A 21527-nucleotide genomic window follows, 5' to 3' on the forward strand; every position below is an offset into this window, starting at 1 on the left:
TTCGCCGTTAGAGCAGCGTTCCCTGCCCCATCCCCATGTTTCAAGAAGTCGGACGATCAACCGCCCTCGCTTCCGAGGTTGAAAATACAAGACCGCACGCGACGTTCGCCCTCCTTGTCATGGTATGGACCGACAGCCGCGCCCGGAAGCGCCCCGCAGCCGCAATACCTACAGCACGCACCACCGCGCTTCGTGGCCAGCTGGAGGCAAACAATAAGCATCTGGAATCACCGGGCTGGCGTCTAGGACGCAGACGTGGAAGGTTGGTTGGGACCCTTTTCGACCCCACCCCCCCGCCTACCGTTGACCCCGGTGGCGGGCAATGCCCTGCCCTGCCTTCTGACGGCATCCATCGATTACTCCGCAACTTTCGCTTTCACGCCCTCCTTCACCCGCTTTGCCAACTTGGAGAGCGTCGCGCGCGAGCATCCTGTTGCCTTGACGATCGCGCTCCAGCTCTGGCCCTTGGCAAGCATCTGCATGATCGCAGTGTTGCGCTCCCGGTCTTCCGGGCGGCCCTTGTAAAGCCCCTCGCCCTTGGCTTTCTCAATTCCCTGGCGCTGGCGGCGGCGGCGGTCTTCGTAATCTTTGCGCGCCAGGGCGGCGAGCATGTCGAGCATCATGCCGTTGACTGCATCCAGCATGCGTCGCTGGATGTCGTCGCCTTCCGAGATCGCTATCTGGTTCCAGCTCGTCGGCAGATCGAGCGCCACGACCCGCACGCCGATCCGCTGGATCTCTGACTTCAGTCGCTCCCAATCGGACGCATTCAGACGGCTCAAGCGGTCGACCTGTTCCACCAGCAGCATATCGCCAGGATGGCAATCGGAAAGCAGGCGGAACAGCTCAGGCCGTGCCAGCGAAGCGCCGCTCTCGTTCTCGACGTAGGTCGCCGCAATCCTCAGGTCGCGTTCATTGGCGAAGCGCACCAGGTCAGCCTTTGCGCGCGTGGCGTCCTGTTCCCTCGTTGAGGCTCTGAGATAGGCACGAACAAGCATAAACACTCTATCGGTTCATTTAAGCTGGTTCATTTATTGACGGTTCATTTTAACTTGTCAATGCGATTTTATGAACCACATTCCAACCGGCATTCCACCGGTTCACTCCAAGCATACCCAAATGAAACCGCGACTTTTTGAAAACACTTCTTCGGCCAACAACCACAATCCCCTTCCACCCCGGAAATGATAGAGACGCTCGGCGGTCGGGTGGCGACCGCTTGATCTTCACACGACGACTCGACGTGCTATGTCTATGCAATGAGTAAGATGCTTTCTAAGGAAGACGAGGAAGACCTCAACGACTTCATCCACTTCAACGGTGACGAGATCGCCGAGGAGATGGGACTCGTGCGCAGTGCTCCCGACAACCAGTTTACGGGCGAGGACCTCGAGCGCTTGTTCGACGAGTGCCGGAACAGGTTCATTGCTTCGCGCCCAGGGGATTACCTGACCGAGGACGAACGCGAACGAATCGAGATGTGGCTGCACGACAGCCTGCAGGGCACCACGTATGATATCGCGGCCGATCTCTGCCTCGATCCCGATGGAGACTGGACAGACGAAGAGGAGAACCTTATCGTCGCCGAGCACGTTCGTCGAGAGAGGCCGGGGATCATTGCTCTCCTCCTTGCAGATCGGTCATAATCCGGAACTGACGGCGGTGGCGAAACGTCGCCCTCCGCCCCTAGGCGTTTGGCGCGAGGCACTTCTGCAATGTGCCTGATATGAAACCCCTAATAGGTCAGTAATAATGGCTTGATTAGCGACCCCTTAAATGCCAGTATGTTTTTAGGTCACTCGGAGCTTTTGCGCTCAGACGCCAAGGTTCGGTGAAAACACGACCAAGGCAAGAAAGCCAGAAACGCGGGTAACCAAACGATAGGCTCCGAGACCTGAAACCCCTCTGGAGCCTTTCGTTTGTCTGGCCACCCCTTGTGCGCGTTCATTCTCCATGCCACGGCCCCTCTGACTGAAACATCTCACTGGCCCCAAATGGCGCGGCTAATGCCAAGGTGACAATGGTCAACGAAAAGCCCTGCGTCTCAGTGCAAGGTACAGTTCTCGCGCTCGGCCTCGAGCAGTTCGAGCCGGCACCTGCGCAGCTCCGCGGTTGTCGCTACGAATTCGCTTAAGTCCTCAGGCATGAAGCGTCGGATCAGTGGAACGATGGTCTCACGGATCTCGATAATCTTGTCGACCGAAGGTGGAACAGGGTTGGGAGGACCGTGGATCTCTATGTGTGATGCAAGTTTTAGTGCCCGCAGAGCTACCCACAGTTGGCCACCTGCCTCCGCCTGTTCGGCCAGCTCCCTAAGATCGGAGATGACACCCTCGCGGGTAATCCGCGTTGGCGCTTCCTTCGCATTTCCCATCTCGACCTCCCAAGGCGCCCCTACGTTCTCACGGCAGGTAATATAGATCGATTACTCCTGTGACCGGTCTCTCCGGTCCCGCATCATCTTCAACATCGAAAATCGCGGCTGGACACACTCCGCGTCCATTCAGGTTCCGTTTCTTCGCCTTCAACTGCCTGGCGCCCTCCGTCAGGGCCGGCCTAGTGGCTGTGCCAGTGGAGAACTGCGCCAGCCACTCCTCCTCGGTCAGTTCGAGGAGCTTTGTCGGTAGCGGCGCCGGGCGGTGCATAACTTCCAGCTGCCTTGGAGCCTCCAGCCCGAGCAGCCTAGCCTGCAGCGCGATCGCGGCGACGACGGCCGAGGGTTTTTTGCATTTCAGAGCAAATTCAATGGCATTATCGAGATCCTGAACCAGAGAAGCGACGGTTTTCTCGGTTCGCCGGGCAGCCTGGCGTTTCAGTTCCGCAATGCGGTTGCCCACCTGAACATTTCTTAACAGGCGAGCGCCAGCCGTCTCCGCGACATTGCCGGTCACGTGATAGATCGACGAGTACGCTCGCGATGCCGGTTCTCCCCGGCTGATGAGACGGGCAAAAGCTTCATGTCGCTGGTTCAAAAGTGGTGGCATCGCCGCACCTTGGTGGTGACAAAGAAGAAGATACGGCCACCACCTCCAAATTGAAATCAGCGTTTTCGCAGAAAATTGTCATTAGACGCGTTGCTAGAAGCGCCTTGGTCTCCGAAAAGGGCGCACATCGAGCCCCGACCGCGTCTCACCGGCTCGTCGGATCTATTCGAGACAGACTTCAGCTGAAAGCCGCTTTGCCTTCGCATCACCCTAAACTCGGTCGTATAAACCCGACCAGCACGGCTGACGCTCTCCGCAACGATCCCATCAGTTGTATGCTCCGCGTCGGTCCAAACGTCGCCCATGAAAGAGTACATGGTGACGTTCCTCGCCATTAAGAACAGCCGAACCGAATTCGTCACAAACTCCTTTTCCGCCGGGGAAGTCCACATAGTAGTACATCCTAGAAGCACTTCGCTATTCGGCAGAACGGCCAGACCGGAGGCGTACCGCCTAACTTCGCGGCTTCTTTCCGTAAGATATCAACGGCCGTCGCATCCAAATCACGTAGCGTGCCACCAAAATCCCACTCGATCGGAGGCAACCACCGAACCCCTCGCCCCTCGAGTCTGACAATTGCGTCGATTTCCATGTCCGTTCCTCATGTGCCGGATCATCGGCCCCGCGTTACCGTTTCATAAGCGCCCGCTTTTCGCCGGCGGGAGAGCTATTTTCAACTCGGAGCGCACCTCTTCGGCCATCCTCTGTATCTGATCCACCAAGGTATCGAGCGCAGCCGAAAAGGATTCTTCGGAATTCGACTGGGCAAGCATGAGCGCCAGAGCATCCATCGTTCGGATTATGGCGTTGACCGCGCGTTTGCTGTCCCTCTTGAATCTCGCTCGCTTGACTGCGACCGAATCAATAATCTTCGTCATCGCCTTCCTCCTTGCCGGAATCGGCGGCTCCGGCGTTGCCGAATTCCCATGCGTATTGAGTGGGCCTTTCCTGAGGCCCTCATATACGTAGTATATGACTGCAGCGCAGCACACATAGATAATTAAGCAATATCAGTGGCTTGACTGGTACCGTCGCGCAAACGGAAAACTGTGCAGCGCGCCACATCTGCGGTTGCATCTTTCAATCCCCTGTTGCGATGGTTAGGACTCTTTTTTGGCGCGTTCCTGTCCCTAGGGGGAGGATCTTGATCTTCCCTTGATCGAGCAGAGCGAGCATCGCGGTAATGAGAGCCGGCTTGCTTATGCCCTCCCGCTCTCCGCCAGTAAAGAAGACGCTCGGCGCGAAATTCCTGGCCTGTGGCGCGGCCGAGAGCTCGATTCCCCGCTTTGCGTAGAGCTCCATCAGCTTCATGAAAACGCGCTCGCTCTTGCTGATCTTGCCGATGCCTTCGTCAATGGGCACCGGTTTGTCGGTGCAGACGAGCACTCCGCAATCCCATCGCAAACCAATCGGCTCTCCCAGTGCGGTATAGTTGCTTTTCATCGGTTGAAGGATGCGGACTCGCTCATCCGCCTCCTTTCCCTCAGCGTCCGTTTCTCGGCGTAGGAACATCCGCGATCGAACGCTGTTCGACCAGCCAGTCGATCCGCTGGTTCCGGCTCCGGAATTCAGGCCCGAGAGGCTCGGATGGGCAAGGAGGAGCACCGCGCAATCGAAATCGATGGCGATCCTGCGTAGAAGCCGGATGAATTGTCGCGCCTGGCTGCGCACGTTCTCGTTGCCGCCGAAAACGTCCGCAAGGTTGTCGATGACCAGCAGGATGGGACAAAGCTGCTCCATGTTCAGTAGGAGCCGATCATAAATTGGGGTTTTCGTTATTCTGCCCCGCTTAGTCTCGGTAGCAAGTTCAACGTCTTCGCCGGCGAGACCCACGATCTCCACACCGCTCATAGCCTCCAAATCCAGCCCTTCCGCGGCGGCAATCTCCGCCGCTCGCGCATGGATCTCCTGCAGATCATCCTCGGCGGAAATGATCAGCACGGGGCCCTTCTTCACATCCTCATCGAGCCATTTGCGGCCCATCGCTACAGCGACTGAAAGTTGCAAGGCGAGCAGTGATTTTCCCGTACCTCCATCGCCCGACAAAGATGTTACCTGCCGCATCGGCATAAGTTGCCGCTGATCGAGGAATTGGCGCTCTGGCACTGGGGCGCCTGCAAAGAGAGAGAGCCTGACGGTTTCCAGCGGAACCGGCGCCTCCTCAGTGTCGCTAGCGGCCCCTTGGTCCTGGGTTTTCGATCCGTATCGCGCACCGTTTTGACGAGGCCCCGCGATAAGGTCATCCTCGCCGGGATGCGGTCCGTTATCTATCCATCCAACATCAATCATCTGGCGCCCCCGCTGGGCATCGTGGGTTTGCCATGCCTTTCCCCATGCCTGACCGGATGGTGCCCCCGGCCTCGAAAGTGGAGAGCCCGCATGCAAGAGCGGCGTGCCAAAGATATTCGGTAGCCTCGCTTTCGGCCAGCAGTCCGCTCCCGACGATCTGACCAATCAAGAAACTGGAACGGTTAAGCTGATCGTTGCGGGAGCCGGATGCGGCCCCCAGGATCGCCTTGCACTCGCCCTCCAGTGCGGCAAGCGCCCATGCCCGCCAGTTATCGCAGTCAACGCTGAAAGGGCGCTCAGGCGCTTTTCGCGGCGGTGCTATATCCCTCAGGACCCTGAGATATGTCGCGAGCCACTCTGGCAGCGGCGCGGCCTCGATGTCGTCACGGAGCAGTTCATAGACGCCGCTTGGATTCCGTGAACCCGGCAGGATGATACTTCCACCTTGCCCGCGCACGTCGATACCGGGCGCAAGCCTGCTCGTGCTGTTGCGGATTTCTTCGCCCCCTATCGGGTATTGGAACAGGAGATGGCGTCCGCCAGAGGGCGTTAATGTCATCCTCGTCAGCGGCTCGCCAACTCCAAATCGGACTAGCAGCTTATTCCACTCACGCTCACCGTCAGGTCCGCCAGGCTTCATATCGATGTCGATGGCTAGCAGGCCAGATTGCGTGCCTGTCGGGCAGCCGATCAGCGCGAGAGGCCAGCGCTGCCACCAACGCGTGACCTGGCCGCGCTCTGTCGTTGCATCTTTATAGCCGTGTCTCGTAAGTGGATGTTTGTTCCAGCGCAGGGGAAAGACGGGCAACCCCTGCCCGGCGTACCAGTAAGCGGCTTCAGGAGGCGGTAGATCGTGCACGAGCTGTTGAAATACTCGCGTGCCCTGGGCCATCTGAGCGGACGCACAGTCAATCATCATCGCCACGAAACTCCGGCACATGTCTGCGGACGGCCCCGGCCGCGGCGCTACTGAATCGCGCATGTCTCCGCTGGTTATCAAAGGCGATCACTGGCTCATACTTCGGTTTGCCAGCTTCGTCGCGAGCATGTCTACCATCCAGCGAAAGCACCGGCTTGTTCGGTAAGAGGACCGATATGACGCCATCGTGCATAAAGCAGGGGCAGTTATAGAGCTGCATGCGGTAGGGCGCAGGTAGATGGAGATCGGCAAAACCGATGAGCGGACCGGAGTTCGTTAGCCGGTAAAACTTGGTGCAAGTAATCCTGCAGTGTGGCTCGTCGTCGGATTCTGGATTGCTGCTAGACATCGGACACCACCTTCAAGGGTCAGGTTGCGCGCGATGAGGTGGTCGACTATCTGCGGTTAGAGATCACCGTGGTCATAGAGACTCCATCCATCACGCAAGCTTTGATCGTGGTTAGCTACGGAGACGTCTTCGGAATCAACGTCCGTCCTTGACTGTGGATCGCAGGAAGGCTGCCGTCGGCAATACGTCGCAAGACCGTCCTTTGGCTCATCCCTGTCATGTGGGCGACCTCCTTGATCGAGTAGCACACCCTGTTGTCAGGAAGCCGTTCAAGAAGGTCCATGATAGGATCGGTAGGCTCTAACACTCTGTCAAAGTTCACGGGCGTCACTCCTTGAATGCTGTATTCAGCCCATGACACCACGATTTAGATCTTTTTGGAAATCAAGCATTTAGCGATTTCATAACGATTTGTCCGCCAGCCCGAACCTCCTTTTCGTCATGACCACTTGATTTCGTCAGCAAACAAAAAAAGGTTCTCGCAGTATTCCTCGAAGCAATCCCGCACCACGTTTTCGCTGATACCGAAAAATAGCGATGTCTCAGTAACCGCCTTTAACAAGCCGCGTCGCCGCAGCAAGCGTCGCCGCTCGTCCGGGTCTAACACTGCAGCGCGCCCGTACTGCGACGGCCGGGGGTCGGGTCGAAGGCCAAGATAAACGGTGAGCGCAATCTCACTGCGGGAAACCATGCACTCCGCGCTCACGCAGGTCGGCATCCTTTTGCAATTGACCACCCGCGGTGGCCTCCAAGTCGCCGTTTCTGCAGGTTCGGGGCCCTTTCTAAGATATCTGTGCACGAGATCGGCGGCCATCATATCCTCGGGATCGTGGGACCTCAGAAGCCTCCGCGCGACCTGAGCAAACACGTCGGCCCAGTCGCCCATGTCGGCCATCGCCTCCAAACCGGCTGCACCGATCGTCTTTTGGCCAAGAAGCTCCTTGCTCATAGATGCTCCTCCGGGGATTTGCGGGGGCGGCCGCCACCTCGCTTCGGCGTCTCGTCGGCTTCTAAGCCTGCAAGAGTTCGAGGGGTCTTTTTTGGCCGCCCCGGTCCGCGTTTCTCGGTTGCCATTTCGGTTGCCGGTTTCGGCATCAACGTGACCATGCGTCCGGCTATTCGGTCTTCCAGAATTTGCTCGACGGTAGTATCGCTCCAGCCGACCACGCCAGGAGTTATCTGGATAGGAGGCGGAATCCGCCCCATTTTGACTTCCCGCCACACCGTGCGCTCAGAGCAGTCCAGAATCTTTGCCAGTCTGGCGGGACGAATGATCTGATAGAAATTTCGCATTGTTTTATTCTCCAACTGCCGTTGCTTGTCGGGCATTGACACGACAAAACAGTGGAGGATTCGCTAAAGTTAGAAAATACTAATATTTATGAACGACCGAGAAGATTAGCCCTTTGTTTTCAGGTGCGTATGTCTTCTTATGTCCTCTGGTGGCTTTATATGGCTTGTCCTGTCTCGTTCAGCATTATTGAATAATCAGGATGGTTTCCTGTTCTCGTGGATGTCGCTAACGATCTCCATTACCAGGCGCCCCCACCTCGCTGCCGCATCCGCTTTTTCGCTGAGATAGTCGTGCTGATCGTAATGACGGCTGATGGTGTCGCCATTGTCGGCATGAGCCAAGAGAAGGCGCGCGATATCCCGTCCGACGCCCAAACGGTCTTTCGAAGTTAAAGCGGTTGTCATGGTTCTTCTGAGGTCATGTGGTGTCGCCCTCTCCACGAACTTCAGGTGCTTCGAAGCGCGAGAGAAGGCATGCGCGATGCTTTGCCGTGCCAGGGGAAGTCCAGTAACCGGAGAGGCAAATATATAGGTTTTGTCGCCGACGATCTGCTTTGCGCGTTCCAACACGGTGAACGCTTCTGGCGACAATGGCGCAACGTGAGTCCGTCTGCCCTTCATGCGTTCACCAGGCACCGTCCAGACTTTCTTACCCCGGTCGATTTCGTCCCAGCGCGCTCCGCTGACCTCCTTGACGCGCAATGGGCAAAGAATGAGAAATTGCAGGAGAAGCGCCATTTCGTCGCCGATCTGGATTTTCTCGCGCTCCTCGATATTGGCGAGTAGGTCCCACATGGCCTTTATTTCTGGGTCGGACAGATAGCGCTTTCGTTCGCCAATGGCGACGACGGCGACACGGTCGGCGGGGTTGTGCTCTATAACGCCGCGAAGGATGGCGTAATTCAAGATCTGCCGAAGAAGCCTATGGGCGTTCCTGCCCTTCGACGCCGCAGTGGCCGTCAGCGCCGATATGTAATCGCCAATCTCACGGTTGGTGAGGCTTGTCACCGGCCGTTGACCGAACTTCGGCTTCAAGTCGCTATTCCAGACGCGCGTCTCTTCGGCGATCGTGGTTTCCGACTTCGGTTTGACACGTGAACCAACGCGTTGCGCGCCAATCTTGCTGGCGGAGAAATAGGCTTCGGAGATCAGTTCCAGCCGGTCTTTCTTGGCGCGTTCGGTTTCCGCCCTCGCCTTCTTCCGTTCTCCCGCCACGTCGCGGCCTTCGCTCGAAGCACCCTTCAGCTTCCGGCACAGCTCACGTGCGCGTGCCAACCCGATCTCGGGGTACTGGTAGGTCTCGCGGCGTTGCTCGCCCGTCGTCGCCGCGACATAGCGGACGCTCCAGGACTTGTGGCCGCTCTCGGTCACGCGGAAGATAAGCCCCTTCTCTTCGTCGTCGCGGAATTCAAGCCGCTTTCCCTTTTGCGGTTCGACGGTCTTCAGGAAGTCGGGGGTCAGTTTCACGGGGCAATCCTTGTTCTGGGAATATCGCCGGGGGCAAGCCCGGGGCAATCTAAAGCGTCGCCGCTTATCGCCGATTAACAGAACATGTCATCGAATTTTCCAACGAAGTCAACGACGGGGGCAGTTTTGTCACCGCCCGTCAATGCCTGTCATCGCCAAAAACAGATTTTCATTCTGGGAAGAGGGGTTCGACTCCCCTAGGGCGTGCCATTCGTGTTGATTTCATTACATTTTTTAGTTTTCTTCGGCATGATTGCCGCGCATTCGCAACGTTCTGCGGAAAGCGGCGGTCTTGCGCTATGCCCCTCGTCCAATAAAAATGGGCGATGGCCAAACAAGTCCTTTTCATTCAGGGTGCGGGCGAAGGTGTCCACGACCACTGGGATAACCAGCTCGTGGCGAGCCTTGAGCGCGAACTTGGCGAAAACTATGCTGTCCGCTACCCAAGGATGCCCGGCGAAGACGATCCCAGTTACACAGTCTGGAAGGCCGCACTGGCGAGCGAACTCGACTTGCTGGAGGATCGGGCAGTTCTCGTGGGTCACTCGTTCGGCGGCACTGTTTTGATCCATGCGTTTGCCGAACAACACAAGCCAAGGTTTGGCGGCTTGTTTGTCCTCGCGGCGCCCTTCTTCGGAGAAGGCGGATGGTCAAGCAGTGGCATGGCCGACTGCCGCGAGGTCCCAGGGCGCATTTCGGCCGGCACTCCCCTCTATCTTTATCATAGCGCTGAGGACGCGGAGGTGCCTGCTGCCCATGTTCATCTCTATGCGAAAGCGTTTCCAAGTGCTGTGGTTCGGATGCTCGAACACGGGGATCACCAGTTCAACAATGATTTGAGCGACGTCGCGGCAGACATTCGTTTGCTCTCCTAAGCTTAGGCATCGCTCTCGCCGCTTCCGAGTGGCCGCGGTATTTTCGCTCAGTTCGCGCGTCTTGTCGAAACGCGCTTCCGTTCCTATTTCTTTTGCTGATGCGCCCTTCGTCTATCGGTTAGGACAACAGATTCTCATTCAGTAAAGAGGGGTTCGATTCCCCTAGGGCGTACCACTCCCATTGATATCATTTGGTTTTTGGGTTGCGCGACAAAATGCGCCTGAACCGACCTACGCCCTGCCCTTGCGGCCGAAAACGCTAATGGGCGCAAATGGATACGGCTGCGAAATCAATCGAAACCAAGCCCCAAAATAGCGAGCTTGGTGGATCAGTCCCTTTGCTCGCTCAACGAACATTTGGTTCGCAAATTTACCGTTGCGTACTTCTGGCCCGAGTACACGGTGCTATTGTCGCACAGTCGGAATTTGAGCGTAGGTGCCGCCATGGACGAAGGACAAGTTGAATGGTTATCAACCGTCGTAAGTGCTTCCATGACCGAAGGGCGGGTTGACTGGCTGACGGCTGTCATCGTCGGAGGCGTAGCCGGTTGGATGGCCAACAAATTCATGCACGCCCATGCCCATCTAGCGACCGATATCGTCGCGGGGGTCGTTGGGGCCGTTATCCTCAATGCAATCGCGGAGCGACTGGGTTTTCACTACGGCGGATGGGTCGCTTTTTTCGGGCTCGGCTTTTTCGGCGCGTGTCTGCTGTTGCTGCCCATACGGTTGGTCCGAGTTCGCATGCGACCACCGCGGGCTCCCGACGACTGGTGAGCGACGGTGGTCAAAAAACGCGAGCGTCAGTCCAGCGCTGATATGACGCTTTTCCTCTTAGATCCAGTTCATGCGGGATGGCGCGAACCAGAGCGCACGGTGACCTTCTGCCAAGCGGTTGGCATTGGAAGTCGGCTCGGCGTGGTCAGAAGCCGCTGATCAGCTCCACCTTCGAGCCGTCGCTGAAGCGTGAAATCCGAAATGCCTTCGGGTCGACGACGGGTGGCCGGCCGGTAACGATATCCGCCATCAAGCGCCCTGCCGCCGGCCCGATGCCGAAGCCATGCCCAGAAAATCCGGTCGCGACATGAAAGCCGGGAATGGCGTCAAGGGCCGAGATGACGGGCACGGCATCTGGCGTAACATCGATATAGCCACCCCAGCCCTGCGCGATTTCCACCTTCTCGAACACCGGAAGCGCCCTTTTCAGGCCGCCTAGCGCATCCAGCGTCAATTTCTTCGAGGGCAACGGATCGAGAACCCGGTGAGGCTCAAACGGGCTTGCCTCATCCATCGACCAATGCCGCGGAATGCGCAACTCGTCGAAAAAACGACCGGCCAAGCGAAAGGAGAGCGATTTCCACTCGGCCCGCAACGCCGGCAGGAAGTCTGCGGCATAACGGAACGAATCCGGCACGATGTCGACGATGTTGTCGTGTCCGCAAGCTACGGTATAGCCGCCGTCTTGCCGCTTGCGGATCGCGAAATCCTTCGCCCAGATCGCTTGCTCCGGCCCGCCTTCCAACCGTCTGGTGCGCATCACGCTGTTCAATACCTTGAGCTGCGGCAGGTCGATGCCGAAGCGCCCGGCAAACAGGCTGGACCAGGCTCCGCCAGCCAGAACGACGGCCGTGCAGGCGATCGCACCACGTTCGGTCACCACGCCGCTGACGGCTCCCGCTGAAGTCTCTATGCCGCGCACTGCGCATTCCGTCAGGATCGTCGCCCCCTTGTCACGCGCGGCTTCAGCGATCGCCGGTGCCGCTTTCTGCGGCTCCGCTCGTCCGTCGGCCGGCGTATAGAGCGCTCCTGCCATGTCGAGCCTCGACCCGGGAACCGTTTCGCCGAATTCGCGTGCGGTCAACATGCGGGATTCGATCTGGTAGCCGTCCAGATTTGTACGCCAGCGCTCGTGGTCGGCCAGTTCCTTTTCGGTGGCGCAGGTGAAGATGATGCCGGCTCGCTTGAAGCCGGTGTCGCGACCGGTGCGCTTGTCGAGGCCATCCCATATTCTCAGCGCCTCGGCCATCAACGGCACTTCGCGCGGATCGCGCATCGAGATGCGCACCCAACCCCAGTTGCGGCTCGACTGTTCCTTGCCGATACCGCCCTTCTCGCAGAGCGTGACGCGCAAGCCACGTTCGGCAAGCTCCAGCGCGGTGGAGCAACCGATGATACCGCCGCCGATGACGACAACGTCGCATTCTTTCGGAAGCTCCTCGTCACCGTGGACGGGAACGACATACGGACCGGGCATGAGGGGATCGTCTCCTGGCAGGACTCAAGATCGTTAGGCTAAGGTAGCCCTACAACCCCATCCCTCATTTCGGAACCCTGCCCGTGCCTTGTCCTGCATTCTTTCAGGATTGCTTGAAGGCAAACACGTCGACCGGTTCGCCCAATCCCCGAAGCGGGAACGAACCGAGGCTTTCCATGCCTTCCTTGCACGCGGCCATTTCGACGAAAGCCCGGGAGAAAAGCACCGGACGCTTGATTTCCTTCGTCAGGCTTTCCAGGCGCGAGGCTACGTTCACGGCCGGTCCGATCACTGTGAAGTCGAGCCGCCGACGCGAGCCGATATTCCCGTACATGACGTCGCCGACGTGGACGCCGACGCCGTAGCGCAGCACTTCGCGCCCGTTGCGCGCATTGCGCTCGTTGAGATCGGCGACAGCACGCTCCGCCTCCTTGATCGCCATCAGAAGGTTCTGGCAGGCCGCGGCGTCGCGCAGCGGAAAGATCGCCAGCATACCGTCACCCATGAACTTGAGGATTTCGCCACCGTGCTTTTCGATCGGTTCCGACATTGCGTCGAAATAGCCGTTCAGTAGCTCGATGACGTCATCGCGCGGCCATTGATCCGAAATGGTCGTAAAGTCGCGCAGGTCGCAGATCATGATCGCAGCACCGACCGTCGCACCGCTGCCGCGGGTCGTGGCGCCGGCTAGAATTTCGGCGCTGGCGTGTGGCCCGACGTAGGTTTCAAGCAAAGTGCGCGCAAGAATGTTCTTGGTGCGAATTTCGCTCACAAGCGTCAATGCCGGAAGAACGTCTTTTAGGAAGGCGATATGCTCTTCTGTAAAGCCACCGGGACGGTCACTGGAAAAGGTCGCGATGTGGCGTTTGCCGAGCGTGTGTTCCATTGGCCAGGCGACGTACTCGGTTAGCCCTTCACGTATCATTTCGTCATAGAATTGGTGGTGGCCGTCGCCATCGCGCATTATCTCGAGGTTTCTGCGTACTTCGACTGCGCCGCTGAAGATCTCGTTCACCGGGCTGTTTTGAAACTGCGGTGTTTTCTCGACCCCATAGGCGAACGTATCGATCTTGGCTTCGGCCAGGCCGGTGCGCCAGAGGATGCGCGCACCCAGCCATTGCGGATGAAGCGTTCGGAAATGCAACGATGCGCGTGCGACAGGCACGCCCTCGTCGCGCAGCCGCTGGCACATCTGCACAAATATGTTGTCGATGAACCTCTCGCCGCGCGTCTCGTTGACCAGCCAATCGATAATCTTGCGTCGACGCGCGGGCCACACGCCCTCGCTGTGCTCCATGAGGTCCACAGGTACGTCCGAAAGGGATTGCATAACTACGCTCCACAAAACACGGTCGTCTCCCGATTGCGGAAGACCCTATCCATCCACCAGCTAGATGGTACACGGCGCGTCGAATTGAAATAGCCGGGACCGACCAAGGATGAGTTACGCTGTTTCTTAGCCGAGCAAACGCCGTGTCTCTGCGATGGTCGTGGCGCTCGACGCCAAAGGCCTGTATTCGAGTCCAATCGCGCCGCCGTAACCATGTTGGACGAGCCAATCGACGCGGTGCTTGAGGTCGATGTTCCCGCTACCCGGCTCGTTCCTTCCCGGATGATCGGCGATATGGACGTGGAAAACCCGGTCGATGTTGTCCGCTATGACCTCTGCCGTATTCTCCCCCATCACTGCGGAATGATAGACATCGTAGACGATGCCGATCTCTGGCCGCCCTGTCGCCCTCACGATCTCGATGCCTTCGATCGTTGAGTGCAGGAAATAGCCAACGTGGTCGATCAACGTGTTGAGCGGCTCGAGTCCAAGGCGGACACCAGTACCCTCGAGAAACTCGCCGGCAGCGGTCAGCGTCTCGACGAGAGCCGCCTTCTGCTCTTCACGGGACTTGCCAGGGAGATCATTACCTGCCTGGGCAATCAACGTATGCGCACCGAGGCGTCGGGCAGTCTCAACAGAACTTTTCAGCCCCTTCAGGAAGTTTTCTTTGTTGTTTCTGTCAGTTAAGGCGATCATCGGTTCGGCCACGAAGCTGGTAAGTTGGACGCACGTTTCGGTCAGCGCCCATTCGATGCTGCCGATATCCTTGTCCGTCCATCTCCAGAATTCGACGGCCTCGACACCATGACTGTGCGCAAACCGGATCCTGTCCGCGAAGGTCTCGGCCTCGGCTGCGAACAGCCATTCGATGCAAGCAGAAAGTCTCATGGCGGCCTCACTGAATCGGGAACTGGTCGACCATAGTCGAGCGGAGGCAACAGGCATATGGCAAAAACCTCCCGCGCGTTGTTTCCGTCTTGACGTCATATTCAGCATTGCTAACGTGTGAAGGCGTATTAATCTCCCAACTCCGCCCGTCATTCGATGACGGGCGTATCTTTTTCCAGCACGATTGAGAAAGCTTGGAATGGCGACAGAGGGACGATGACTGCGGTGGGCGTATCGTTTAGCAAGGCGGGCGTCGTAACCTTGGTGGCCGGCTTTATGCTGGCGCTTCCCAAGACGGCCCTTTCCCAGCCGCCCGCGGCCACTTCACATCGCGTATGCGTTTATTCTCTCGACGTCCCGAACTCCGGTGAGCGCCTTTGCATCACCCGCGAAACATATGGCCGCGATCTCTGCGTCGCGATTGATCACTTCGCTCAGGAGAACCGTCTGCCGCCGGAGTATTTTGCTCGTCTGATCTGGCGGGAGAGCCGCTTCCAGGCGGGCGCCATCAGTCCGAAGGGCGCGCAGGGCATCGCCCAGTTCATGCCCGGAACCGCCAGATTGCGAGGATTGCGGGATAGTTTCGATGTCCTTGAATCCCTCAAGGAATCAGCACGATATCTCGACGATCTGCGAACACGCTTTGGCAATCTCGGCCTCGCTGCCGCTGCCTACAATGCCGGTGAACAAGGGCTCGCCGACTATCTCGATACCGGTCTGCTGCCCTTCGAGACACGCAGCTACGTCCTTGCCATAACGGCAAACACCGTCGAGCAGTGGAAGAACGATCCTCCAGTCGATGCCGCTCAGTTTCTGAGTCCAAGCAAACCCTTCATCGACGCCTGCATCGAGCTTGCCAGCAAGCGTCGTCTTACCGAAACCGCATCGGTTCAACAGGGCCCCTGGGCGCCTTGGGGTGCGCAAGTTGCTGCCCATAGCAACGACGCAGCGGCCCTTCGTCTGTTTTCGGCCGTAGCACGTCAGCTTCCTGCATCGCTCGCAGCCGAAGAGCCGGTCATCGTGCGTGTGCGCGACCGCAGCTTCGGCTTCAGGCCGCGCTACGCTGCTCGTATCGGCAGGCAGACCCGCGCCGAAGCTGACAAGGTCTGCGTGACAGTGCGTGCGGCCGGTGCGGCATGCACGGTTTTCAGAAACTGAGCCAGTATCTGCTTCCATGCAGGAAACCAGACGCCTTTTCTCTCGCGGCCATGAACATTAGAATGAGTTGCGCGTTTCCCTCACGGGAGGAAAGAGCTATGCACAGCACGCCAAACAGACAGATCAGAAATCCGGGGCCGCGGGGCCGAAGCGTCATCAATCGCGGACGACGAAACGACGTTGATTCCGCAGAAGAGCGCAAGCTGCACAAGCTCTTCGGACGCCATGCCCCCGAACATGAGACACAGCCAAATCCGCTCGCCAAGCCACCGAAGCTTCGATAGCGGAGGTCGAAGCGGCTGCTCTAGGTCAGTCCGTCAGGAAGTCCGGGCCGGTTTCCTGATAGGTTAGTTTGAGCGTTCCATCAGGCTGGACGACATACTTCTCGAATACGCGATAGCCCCATTTTCCAAGGAACGTGTTCTTGACCACCGTTCCCGGCGGAAAGGGCGAGTGAACCACGCGTCCATAGGTAATGCTTCCCTGAATGGGCTCAGGAGGTGGCGCACTCGTACAGCCGGCCAGCACCGCCGCAACCAGTATTGCGGAATATCTCATGCTCTCCCTCCCATATCGAGCTCCCGAAATCTGGCCGCACATAAACGCGGCCAGATCCAAACGTGATCGCCGGACGATCGCCGGCGGGTTTCGCTTTATCCCTGCGGCGTCAACGTCATCGACGTTCCTGTCGCAGCAACGTTCAGGCCGAGCTGGCCAGTCACACTCAACGTCTGCAACTGAACCGAGCCGCTGGTGCCGCCAATGAGGATGTTGGCGCCGACACCGGCGACAAGCGTCGCTTCAGCCGACGCACCCTGATAAAGGCCGCCGAGTGAACCGCGATGGTATCCGGCGGTAGGGGCAAACACCGCCCAGACGATCCGGCCACGCGTGGTAAACCCGACATCGACCCCCAATTTGCGGATCGCACCTGCGTAGCGGTCCTGCGCTTCAGCATTCGAAACCGGGCTGAAAACGCAATCGACCGTTTTCGCCGAGCCGAGGACGTAACCGACGCCGCCGCCGACATCGCAAGTCAGAATCCCGATCTTGACCCCATCGCGCAGGTCAGCTTCGGGCGCCTGGTAGGTGCTCACCAAATCAGCCGCGATGACGCTCGAGGCCAGGGCTTGCACCAGGGATGCAGCAGCAACAACGGTTGCGATCTTCTTCATCATTTTCTCCTTGTATTGGCTGAAGATAGATAGCGTATTGCCGTGGTTTACCAATACCGCTGATGCATGGCTGCCCTTCCGATCTTGCAGCCTAGACGACGCCGTATGACAAGAACGAGCCTGCTGCGAACAGACCACCGAAACGGGTCGATCACGGCGATGCAAAAAGCATGGCCGTGATCGATGGGCTCAGAGCGTGAGGCGATCCGAGCTAGTTCAGGTCTTGAAATTGAGCCATGTTCTGCTGAGTGACGAGCTGGAACGGAATCCAGACCTCACGGTCCAACTTCTCACCCCTCGCCGCCTTGAGGGCCGCATCGATCGACCCCTTGCCTTGCCCCTTCGCGTCCTGGAACACGGTAACCTTGAGGTCGCCGACCTTCATTGCCTGCAACGCTTCAGGCGTAGCGTCGATTCCGGCGACGAGGATTTTGTCTGTCGAGGCACCAGAATTCTTCAACGCTGCTATGGCACCGAGCGCCATTTCGTCGTTATTGGCGATCACGGCATCGAACTCCAGACCCGAGGTCAGCCAGTTTGACACAAGGTCGGCGCCGTTGACGCGGCTCCAGCTTCCGACCTGCTCCTGAACCACGTTCAATCCGCTGCATTCGGCTGTCTTGATGACGTCATGCACGTCCTGTGTCCGCTGCCGAGCCGCCTGGCTAGTCAGATCTCCAATCATGATAACGACATTGCCCTTGCCGCCGAGCATCCGACAGACTTCCTTCGTCTGCAACGTCCCGGATTCGACCTCGTTGGAACCCACAAACGCCTGCTGCTTGCCAAGCGTCGAAAGATCGGTCGGCTGCACGTTGACGTAGATCAGTGGAATGCCGGCCTCTTCGGCAACCTTGCTAAGCGCAGGCGTGCCGTCGGAATCGACGGGATCGACGATGATTGCCGATACACCGCTGGTCGCAAAGTTGCGGACCTGATCAAGTTGCTTGTTGACGTCGGTCGTCGCATCTTCGATCTGCAACTCGACACCGATCGATTTGGCGTAGGCGTCCATGCCGTTGACGATCAATGTCTGGAAGTTGTTCGACAGCGTTCCCATCGAAACGCCGATGCGTTCGGCGGTATGAGCTTGAGTTGCAAGCACCAGGGCGAGCGCGCTGGCGCTCAGGAATCTAAGCATGTTCTCCTCCCAGAGATGGTGCGGCACCCGATGTCCGCATCAAGACGGTAGCTGCCCCCACTCCCCTCGTCCGCGAAAATTGTGATGAAAAAACCTCAACTTGGCGACGTTTGCCAGTATCGAAGAAAACAAAAAGCCCGGCAATTAGCCGGGCTAAGCTTGGGAGGATAATGATCTTTCAACCTGCCTGCTGCTGTTGCCTCGCCTTCTTCTCCTGGCGCCGACGGGCCTGCTCCATGAACCGCTTGTCCATCCGCTCCTGCGCCTCCGCCGAGCCGTCGTGGAAGGTTCCGAACCACTGGTCGAGCGGGATCACGCCGTCAGCGTAGTTGCACTCGAAGTACTTGTGGTGGAGGTAGTGATCGTATGCATGGGTGTCGATCGCGCTGTCCTCCCCAAGGACGATCTTGTCGAAGCCGGCGTGGCCCGGGGCCGGAGCAAGCCCCGCATGTACGAGGTGAAACATTGCATGCACCGGGTTGGATGGCACGATCCAGTGGATCAACACGCCCGAGAAGTAGAGCAGATGCTCGACCGGATGCATCGCCAGACCGGACCAAGGGCCGGGGTTGACGTTGTTGTGATGCAGCTTGTGGACCGCATGGTAGAGCGGCGGCCAGTGAATCAGGCGGTGCACGAGGTAGAAATGCAGATCCCGAAATGTCGGGATGAGTAACATCACGATGCCGCAGTAGACCGGGTGTTCCGCGAACGAGACATAGGGAATGATGCCGTTCGCGAATGCCCAGAGCGTGACGGCCTCGAAGGCAGTCCAGATCGGCACGGCGCTGGCAAACGTCCAGATGACGTTGTCGATGGTCTGGTTTCCAAAGAGAAACGCGTCATTGCCGACCGACGGCCATTTGGCATTGTACTTGAAGCTCGTTCCCTGCTTGCGCTGCATATAGAGGCGCAGGTGGAACATTCCAAAGAACACGAAGACGAGCGTGGCGTTGCGCACCAGGAGATACGCGATCCAGCCGATCGAGAAGGTCTTCGTCGTTTCGAAGGATGGCGTCGCGTACAGCCAGACCAACGTCCCGATGACGGCGTAAAGAACGTTCCAGGGCATTAAATATCCCGGATAGCCGAAGACCCACTTCAGGAATCGCATCGGCTGAACCGGCCATACAAAGACCGGCGGATAGGAGAGCAGTTTGGCGGGCGCCCAATCGCCCCGTTTGTTGCGCTTTCCGTAAAGTGTATCGTCCATCGCCACTCCTCCGTATCGATTACCTGTGAAGATACCGAAGCAGTGTGCGGGAGCCCACACATTGCTTGAGGTGTTTTCCTCATTTTGCAACTGTGCTCATATGCTGCCGCTAGCCGATAGTTTCGGTGGGAGGAGCCAAACATGTCCAAAGTGACTTTGAAGGATGTCGCCCGAGAGGCGAAGCTCGGATTGGCAACCGTCGAGCGCGTCATCAATGGCCGCGGCGGTGTTACGGACAAAACCATCGAGAAGGTCATTCGCGCAGCCAAGAAGCTGGAGTACGGGACACGCCAGTCGCATTTCAATCGCGGCGCAATCCGCATCGAGGTCATTCTCGTCCGCCCGGAGACGAGCTTCTTCGCGCGACTGAATCAGGCTTTCGAGCGGATCGCCGCATCGCTGGACAAGAATGTCATTTTGCACCGGACCTTCGTCAAGGAGAGCGATCCCGTTGGTATGGCGCGCCATGTTGCCAACCCGGCTTTCCGGCGGTCCGGACTAATCATATGCGCGCCCGACGATGTGCGGGTCAGCGACAGTCTCCGAAAAGCCAGTACAGCCGGCGTGGAGGTGGTCCAGATCGTTGCCCGTTGCGATTCTGACATCCCGTTTGTCGGCATCGACGACTATGCCGCCGGCCGTTGTGCTGCCTATTACATGACCGGGATGCTGGGTGCCCGCAGCGGAAAGCTGGTCTCCCTCTGTCATAGCGGCGCCTACGCAAATCACCGCGAGCGCATCAAGGGTTTCTCCGACTACATCGCCGAGAAAGGCTCTCCTGAGCATTCCTTCTCGCTTGTCATGTTCGGCCATGATGACGACCTCCAATCGGCGGAGCTGTTAAGCGAGGCGCTTCGCCGCAACCCCGATATTATCGGCGTCTATTCGGCCGGCGGCGGCGATGAAGGCGTGGCGATCGTCCTACAGCAATGGGCGAAGCAGAAGGACGTCTATTGGGTCGGCCATGAACTGACGGATAAGAAGAAGCGGCATCTGCAGTCCGGCCTCATGGACATATGCATCGACCAGACGCCGGAGGTTCAGGCACGTCGCGCCGTCGACATGATCCTGCATAAGCTCGACATCATCAAAGCTGAGATCACCACCGATCCCGTGCGCTTCATGACCATTAACGCCCAGAACGTCTAGCTGTCGCGCATTGATCAAAACACCTCAGGGAATAGCCTCGCCAACGCCGCGATTTCGTGCTGTCTAGCCGTCAACTGAACCTGCGGAGGCGCCGATGCAATCCCTATCCGTTTTCCAGTCGCTCTGGGCAATGGAACGCCGTAGCGCCATCCAGCCGGAGCTCTCGCTTGAGGAGAGCATCGAACGGATCGCAGAGGCCGGATTCGATGGCATCAGCGCCCATTGGTACGACCGCAGCCACGTCAGGCGCCTGAACTCTCTCCTAAAGCCTCACGGGCTGAAGGCCGAGGGCCAATGCTTCCCGAAGAGCGTCGACGACCTCAAGCCCGCACTCGAGAACGCTGCCGAATACGGTGTTGCCCACCTCTGTCTCCAACCCGACGTCCGGCTCCGCCGCATCGAGGACTGTCTTTCATTGCTCGAAGGTTGGCAGCGGTTGAGCGAAGAGGCCAAGATTCCGGTCTATGTCGAGACCCATCGCGACCGGATGACCACCGACCTCTTCTTCACGCTCGATCTCCTGGACCAGCTTCCCAATCTCCGGCTGCTCGGCGACCTGTCGCACTTCCTGGTCGGGCGCGAATTCGCCTGTCCGGTGTCGGCGGAAAACCATGCCATGATCCATCGCATTCTCGACAGCTCGTGGTCCTTCCATGGGCGGGTCGCGTCGCGCGAACAGGTGCAGATCGAAATCTCCTTCCCGCACCATCAGCCATGGCTCGATCTCTTCATGGAGTGGTGGGAGTATGGTTTTCGAAGCTGGCGACGCCGGGCCGGACCAGATGATACACTCGCCTTCACCTGCGAACTCGGCCCAAAGCCTTATGCCATCACCGGCCGTGATGGCGAGGACACCACCGACCGGTGGGAGGAAGCGCTGCTGCTGAAAGACCGCGTAAAAGAACTCTGGGCGCGCACCGCCTAATCGATCGCAAGTAACAATCTAGGAGACACTCGACATGGACGTTCGCGCCGCCGTTGCCGTTGAGGCTGGCAAGCCTTTGGAAGTGATGACCGTGCAGCTGGAGGGACCGCGGGCC

The 21527-nt window shown here is 58.4% G+C and carries 23 protein-coding genes, 1 tRNA gene and 1 pseudogene; 8 read left to right on the forward strand and 17 right to left on the reverse strand.

All coding sequences use genetic code 11. The features are described 5' to 3' along the window. Positions 1-356 precede the first annotated feature (356 nt). Positions 357-998 carry a recombinase family protein gene (locus FHX16_RS30635; RefSeq protein ID WP_259132099.1) on the reverse strand — a complete coding sequence of 214 codons (642 nt, stop codon included), beginning with the start codon at positions 996-998 and terminating at the stop codon, positions 357-359. Between the two features lie 261 nt (positions 999-1259). Here FHX16_RS30635 and FHX16_RS30640 point away from each other — a divergent pair, with 261 nt between their 5' ends. Next, positions 1260-1646, forward strand: a complete 387-nt coding sequence (locus FHX16_RS30640) for a hypothetical protein (protein WP_259132069.1) — start codon at positions 1260-1262, stop codon at positions 1644-1646. Positions 1647-2044: 398 nt separating this feature from the next. Here the strand turns inward: FHX16_RS30640 and FHX16_RS30645 are convergent, their stop codons facing one another. From FHX16_RS30645 to FHX16_RS30680, 9 genes are all read right to left on the reverse strand, one after another. Beyond that, positions 2045-2374, reverse strand: a complete 330-nt coding sequence (locus tag FHX16_RS30645; RefSeq protein WP_259132071.1) for a hypothetical protein — start codon at positions 2372-2374, stop codon at positions 2045-2047. Between the two features lie 28 nt (positions 2375-2402). Then, positions 2403-2984, reverse strand: a complete 582-nt coding sequence (locus tag FHX16_RS30650) for a terminase small subunit (RefSeq protein ID WP_259132073.1) — start codon at positions 2982-2984, stop codon at positions 2403-2405. Positions 2985-3619: 635 nt separating this feature from the next. Then, positions 3620-3862 carry a hypothetical protein gene (locus FHX16_RS30655; RefSeq protein ID WP_259132075.1) on the reverse strand — a complete coding sequence of 81 codons (243 nt, stop codon included), beginning with the start codon at positions 3860-3862 and terminating at the stop codon, positions 3620-3622. Between the two features lie 202 nt (positions 3863-4064). Next, complete coding sequence (locus FHX16_RS30660) at positions 4065-5273, reverse strand: AAA family ATPase (RefSeq protein WP_259132077.1); 1209 nt, start codon at positions 5271-5273, stop codon at positions 4065-4067. Then, positions 5266-6192, reverse strand: a complete 927-nt coding sequence (locus FHX16_RS30665; RefSeq protein ID WP_259132079.1) for a bifunctional DNA primase/polymerase — start codon at positions 6190-6192, stop codon at positions 5266-5268. The genes FHX16_RS30660 and FHX16_RS30665 overlap by 8 nt, the downstream gene beginning before the upstream one ends. A 464-nt stretch (positions 6193-6656) precedes the next feature. Beyond that, the gene (locus FHX16_RS31770) at positions 6657-6824 is read right to left on the reverse strand and encodes a helix-turn-helix domain-containing protein (protein ID WP_405049346.1); all 168 of its coding nucleotides are present in this window, start codon (positions 6822-6824) and stop codon (positions 6657-6659) included. A gap of 156 nt (positions 6825-6980) precedes the next feature. After that, the gene (locus FHX16_RS30670; RefSeq protein ID WP_259132081.1) at positions 6981-7490 is read right to left on the reverse strand and encodes a hypothetical protein; all 510 of its coding nucleotides are present in this window, start codon (positions 7488-7490) and stop codon (positions 6981-6983) included. Then, positions 7487-7834, reverse strand: a complete 348-nt coding sequence (locus FHX16_RS30675) for an AlpA family transcriptional regulator (protein WP_259132083.1) — start codon at positions 7832-7834, stop codon at positions 7487-7489. Before FHX16_RS30675 ends, FHX16_RS30670 begins: the two co-directional genes overlap by 4 nt. Positions 7835-8029: 195 nt before the next feature. Continuing rightward, positions 8030-9301 carry a site-specific integrase gene (locus FHX16_RS30680; protein WP_259132085.1) on the reverse strand — a complete coding sequence of 424 codons (1272 nt, stop codon included), beginning with the start codon at positions 9299-9301 and terminating at the stop codon, positions 8030-8032. 326 nt (positions 9302-9627) lie between these two features. Here FHX16_RS30680 and FHX16_RS30685 point away from each other — a divergent pair, with 326 nt between their 5' ends. From FHX16_RS30685 to FHX16_RS30695, 3 genes are all read left to right on the forward strand, one after another. Then, positions 9628-10176: an alpha/beta fold hydrolase gene (locus tag FHX16_RS30685; protein ID WP_183862991.1), complete on the forward strand. Its 549-nt coding sequence runs from the start codon at positions 9628-9630 to the stop codon at positions 10174-10176. Between the two features lie 100 nt (positions 10177-10276). After that, a tRNA-Glu gene (locus FHX16_RS30690) sits at positions 10277-10351 on the forward strand. A 149-nt stretch (positions 10352-10500) separates the two neighbouring features. Beyond that, positions 10501-10953 (forward strand): GlsB/YeaQ/YmgE family stress response membrane protein, encoded by a 453-nt coding sequence (locus FHX16_RS30695; RefSeq protein ID WP_259132087.1) that lies wholly within the window; start codon positions 10501-10503, stop codon positions 10951-10953. Between the two features lie 145 nt (positions 10954-11098). Here FHX16_RS30695 and FHX16_RS30700 read toward each other — a convergent pair whose 3' ends face one another. The 3 genes from FHX16_RS30700 to FHX16_RS30710 form a co-directional block, all read right to left on the reverse strand. Continuing rightward, positions 11099-12430, reverse strand: coding sequence for an FAD-binding oxidoreductase (locus FHX16_RS30700; protein ID WP_183862993.1), 1332 nt, complete (start codon positions 12428-12430; stop codon positions 11099-11101). A gap of 103 nt (positions 12431-12533) precedes the next feature. Next, positions 12534-13760 (reverse strand): adenylate/guanylate cyclase domain-containing protein, encoded by a 1227-nt coding sequence (locus FHX16_RS30705; RefSeq protein WP_183862995.1) that lies wholly within the window; start codon positions 13758-13760, stop codon positions 12534-12536. A 126-nt stretch (positions 13761-13886) separates the two neighbouring features. Then, complete coding sequence (locus FHX16_RS30710; RefSeq protein ID WP_183862997.1) at positions 13887-14651, reverse strand: TIM barrel protein; 765 nt, start codon at positions 14649-14651, stop codon at positions 13887-13889. Between the two features lie 216 nt (positions 14652-14867). On the opposite strand from FHX16_RS30710, the gene FHX16_RS30715 reads away from it, so the two are divergent. Next, on the forward strand, positions 14868-15809 hold the full coding sequence (locus tag FHX16_RS30715) for a lytic transglycosylase domain-containing protein (protein WP_183862999.1): 942 nt from the start codon (positions 14868-14870) through the stop codon (positions 15807-15809). A 309-nt stretch (positions 15810-16118) separates the two neighbouring features. Here the strand turns inward: FHX16_RS30715 and FHX16_RS30720 are convergent, their stop codons facing one another. The 4 genes from FHX16_RS30720 to FHX16_RS30735 all read right to left on the reverse strand — a co-directional run bounded on the left by FHX16_RS30720 (position 16119) and on the right by FHX16_RS30735 (position 19338). Next, positions 16119-16367, reverse strand: a complete 249-nt coding sequence (locus FHX16_RS30720) for a hypothetical protein (RefSeq protein WP_259132088.1) — start codon at positions 16365-16367, stop codon at positions 16119-16121. A gap of 95 nt (positions 16368-16462) precedes the next feature. Then, positions 16463-16984 (reverse strand): DUF992 domain-containing protein, encoded by a 522-nt coding sequence (locus FHX16_RS30725; protein WP_259132090.1) that lies wholly within the window; start codon positions 16982-16984, stop codon positions 16463-16465. A gap of 211 nt (positions 16985-17195) precedes the next feature. Further along, positions 17196-18125: a sugar ABC transporter substrate-binding protein gene (locus FHX16_RS30730; RefSeq protein WP_183863003.1), complete on the reverse strand. Its 930-nt coding sequence runs from the start codon at positions 18123-18125 to the stop codon at positions 17196-17198. 178 nt (positions 18126-18303) lie between these two features. Then, the gene (locus tag FHX16_RS30735) at positions 18304-19338 is read right to left on the reverse strand and encodes a sterol desaturase family protein (RefSeq protein WP_259132093.1); all 1035 of its coding nucleotides are present in this window, start codon (positions 19336-19338) and stop codon (positions 18304-18306) included. A gap of 141 nt (positions 19339-19479) precedes the next feature. On the opposite strand from FHX16_RS30735, the gene FHX16_RS30740 reads away from it, so the two are divergent. The 3 genes and pseudogenes from FHX16_RS30740 to FHX16_RS30750 all read left to right on the forward strand — a co-directional run. Next, on the forward strand, positions 19480-20487 hold the full coding sequence (locus FHX16_RS30740; RefSeq protein WP_259132095.1) for a LacI family DNA-binding transcriptional regulator: 1008 nt from the start codon (positions 19480-19482) through the stop codon (positions 20485-20487). A gap of 94 nt (positions 20488-20581) precedes the next feature. Further along, positions 20582-21412 carry a sugar phosphate isomerase/epimerase gene (locus FHX16_RS30745; RefSeq protein WP_259132097.1) on the forward strand — a complete coding sequence of 277 codons (831 nt, stop codon included), beginning with the start codon at positions 20582-20584 and terminating at the stop codon, positions 21410-21412. Positions 21413-21446: 34 nt separating this feature from the next. Further along, positions 21447-21527, forward strand: a pseudogene (locus tag FHX16_RS30750) (GNAT family N-acetyltransferase); the annotation flags it as partial.

It is taken from the genome of Rhizobium sp. BK661, from assembly GCF_024808825.1.
In the GTDB taxonomy this organism is placed as follows: Bacteria; Pseudomonadota; Alphaproteobacteria; order Rhizobiales; family Rhizobiaceae; genus Rhizobium.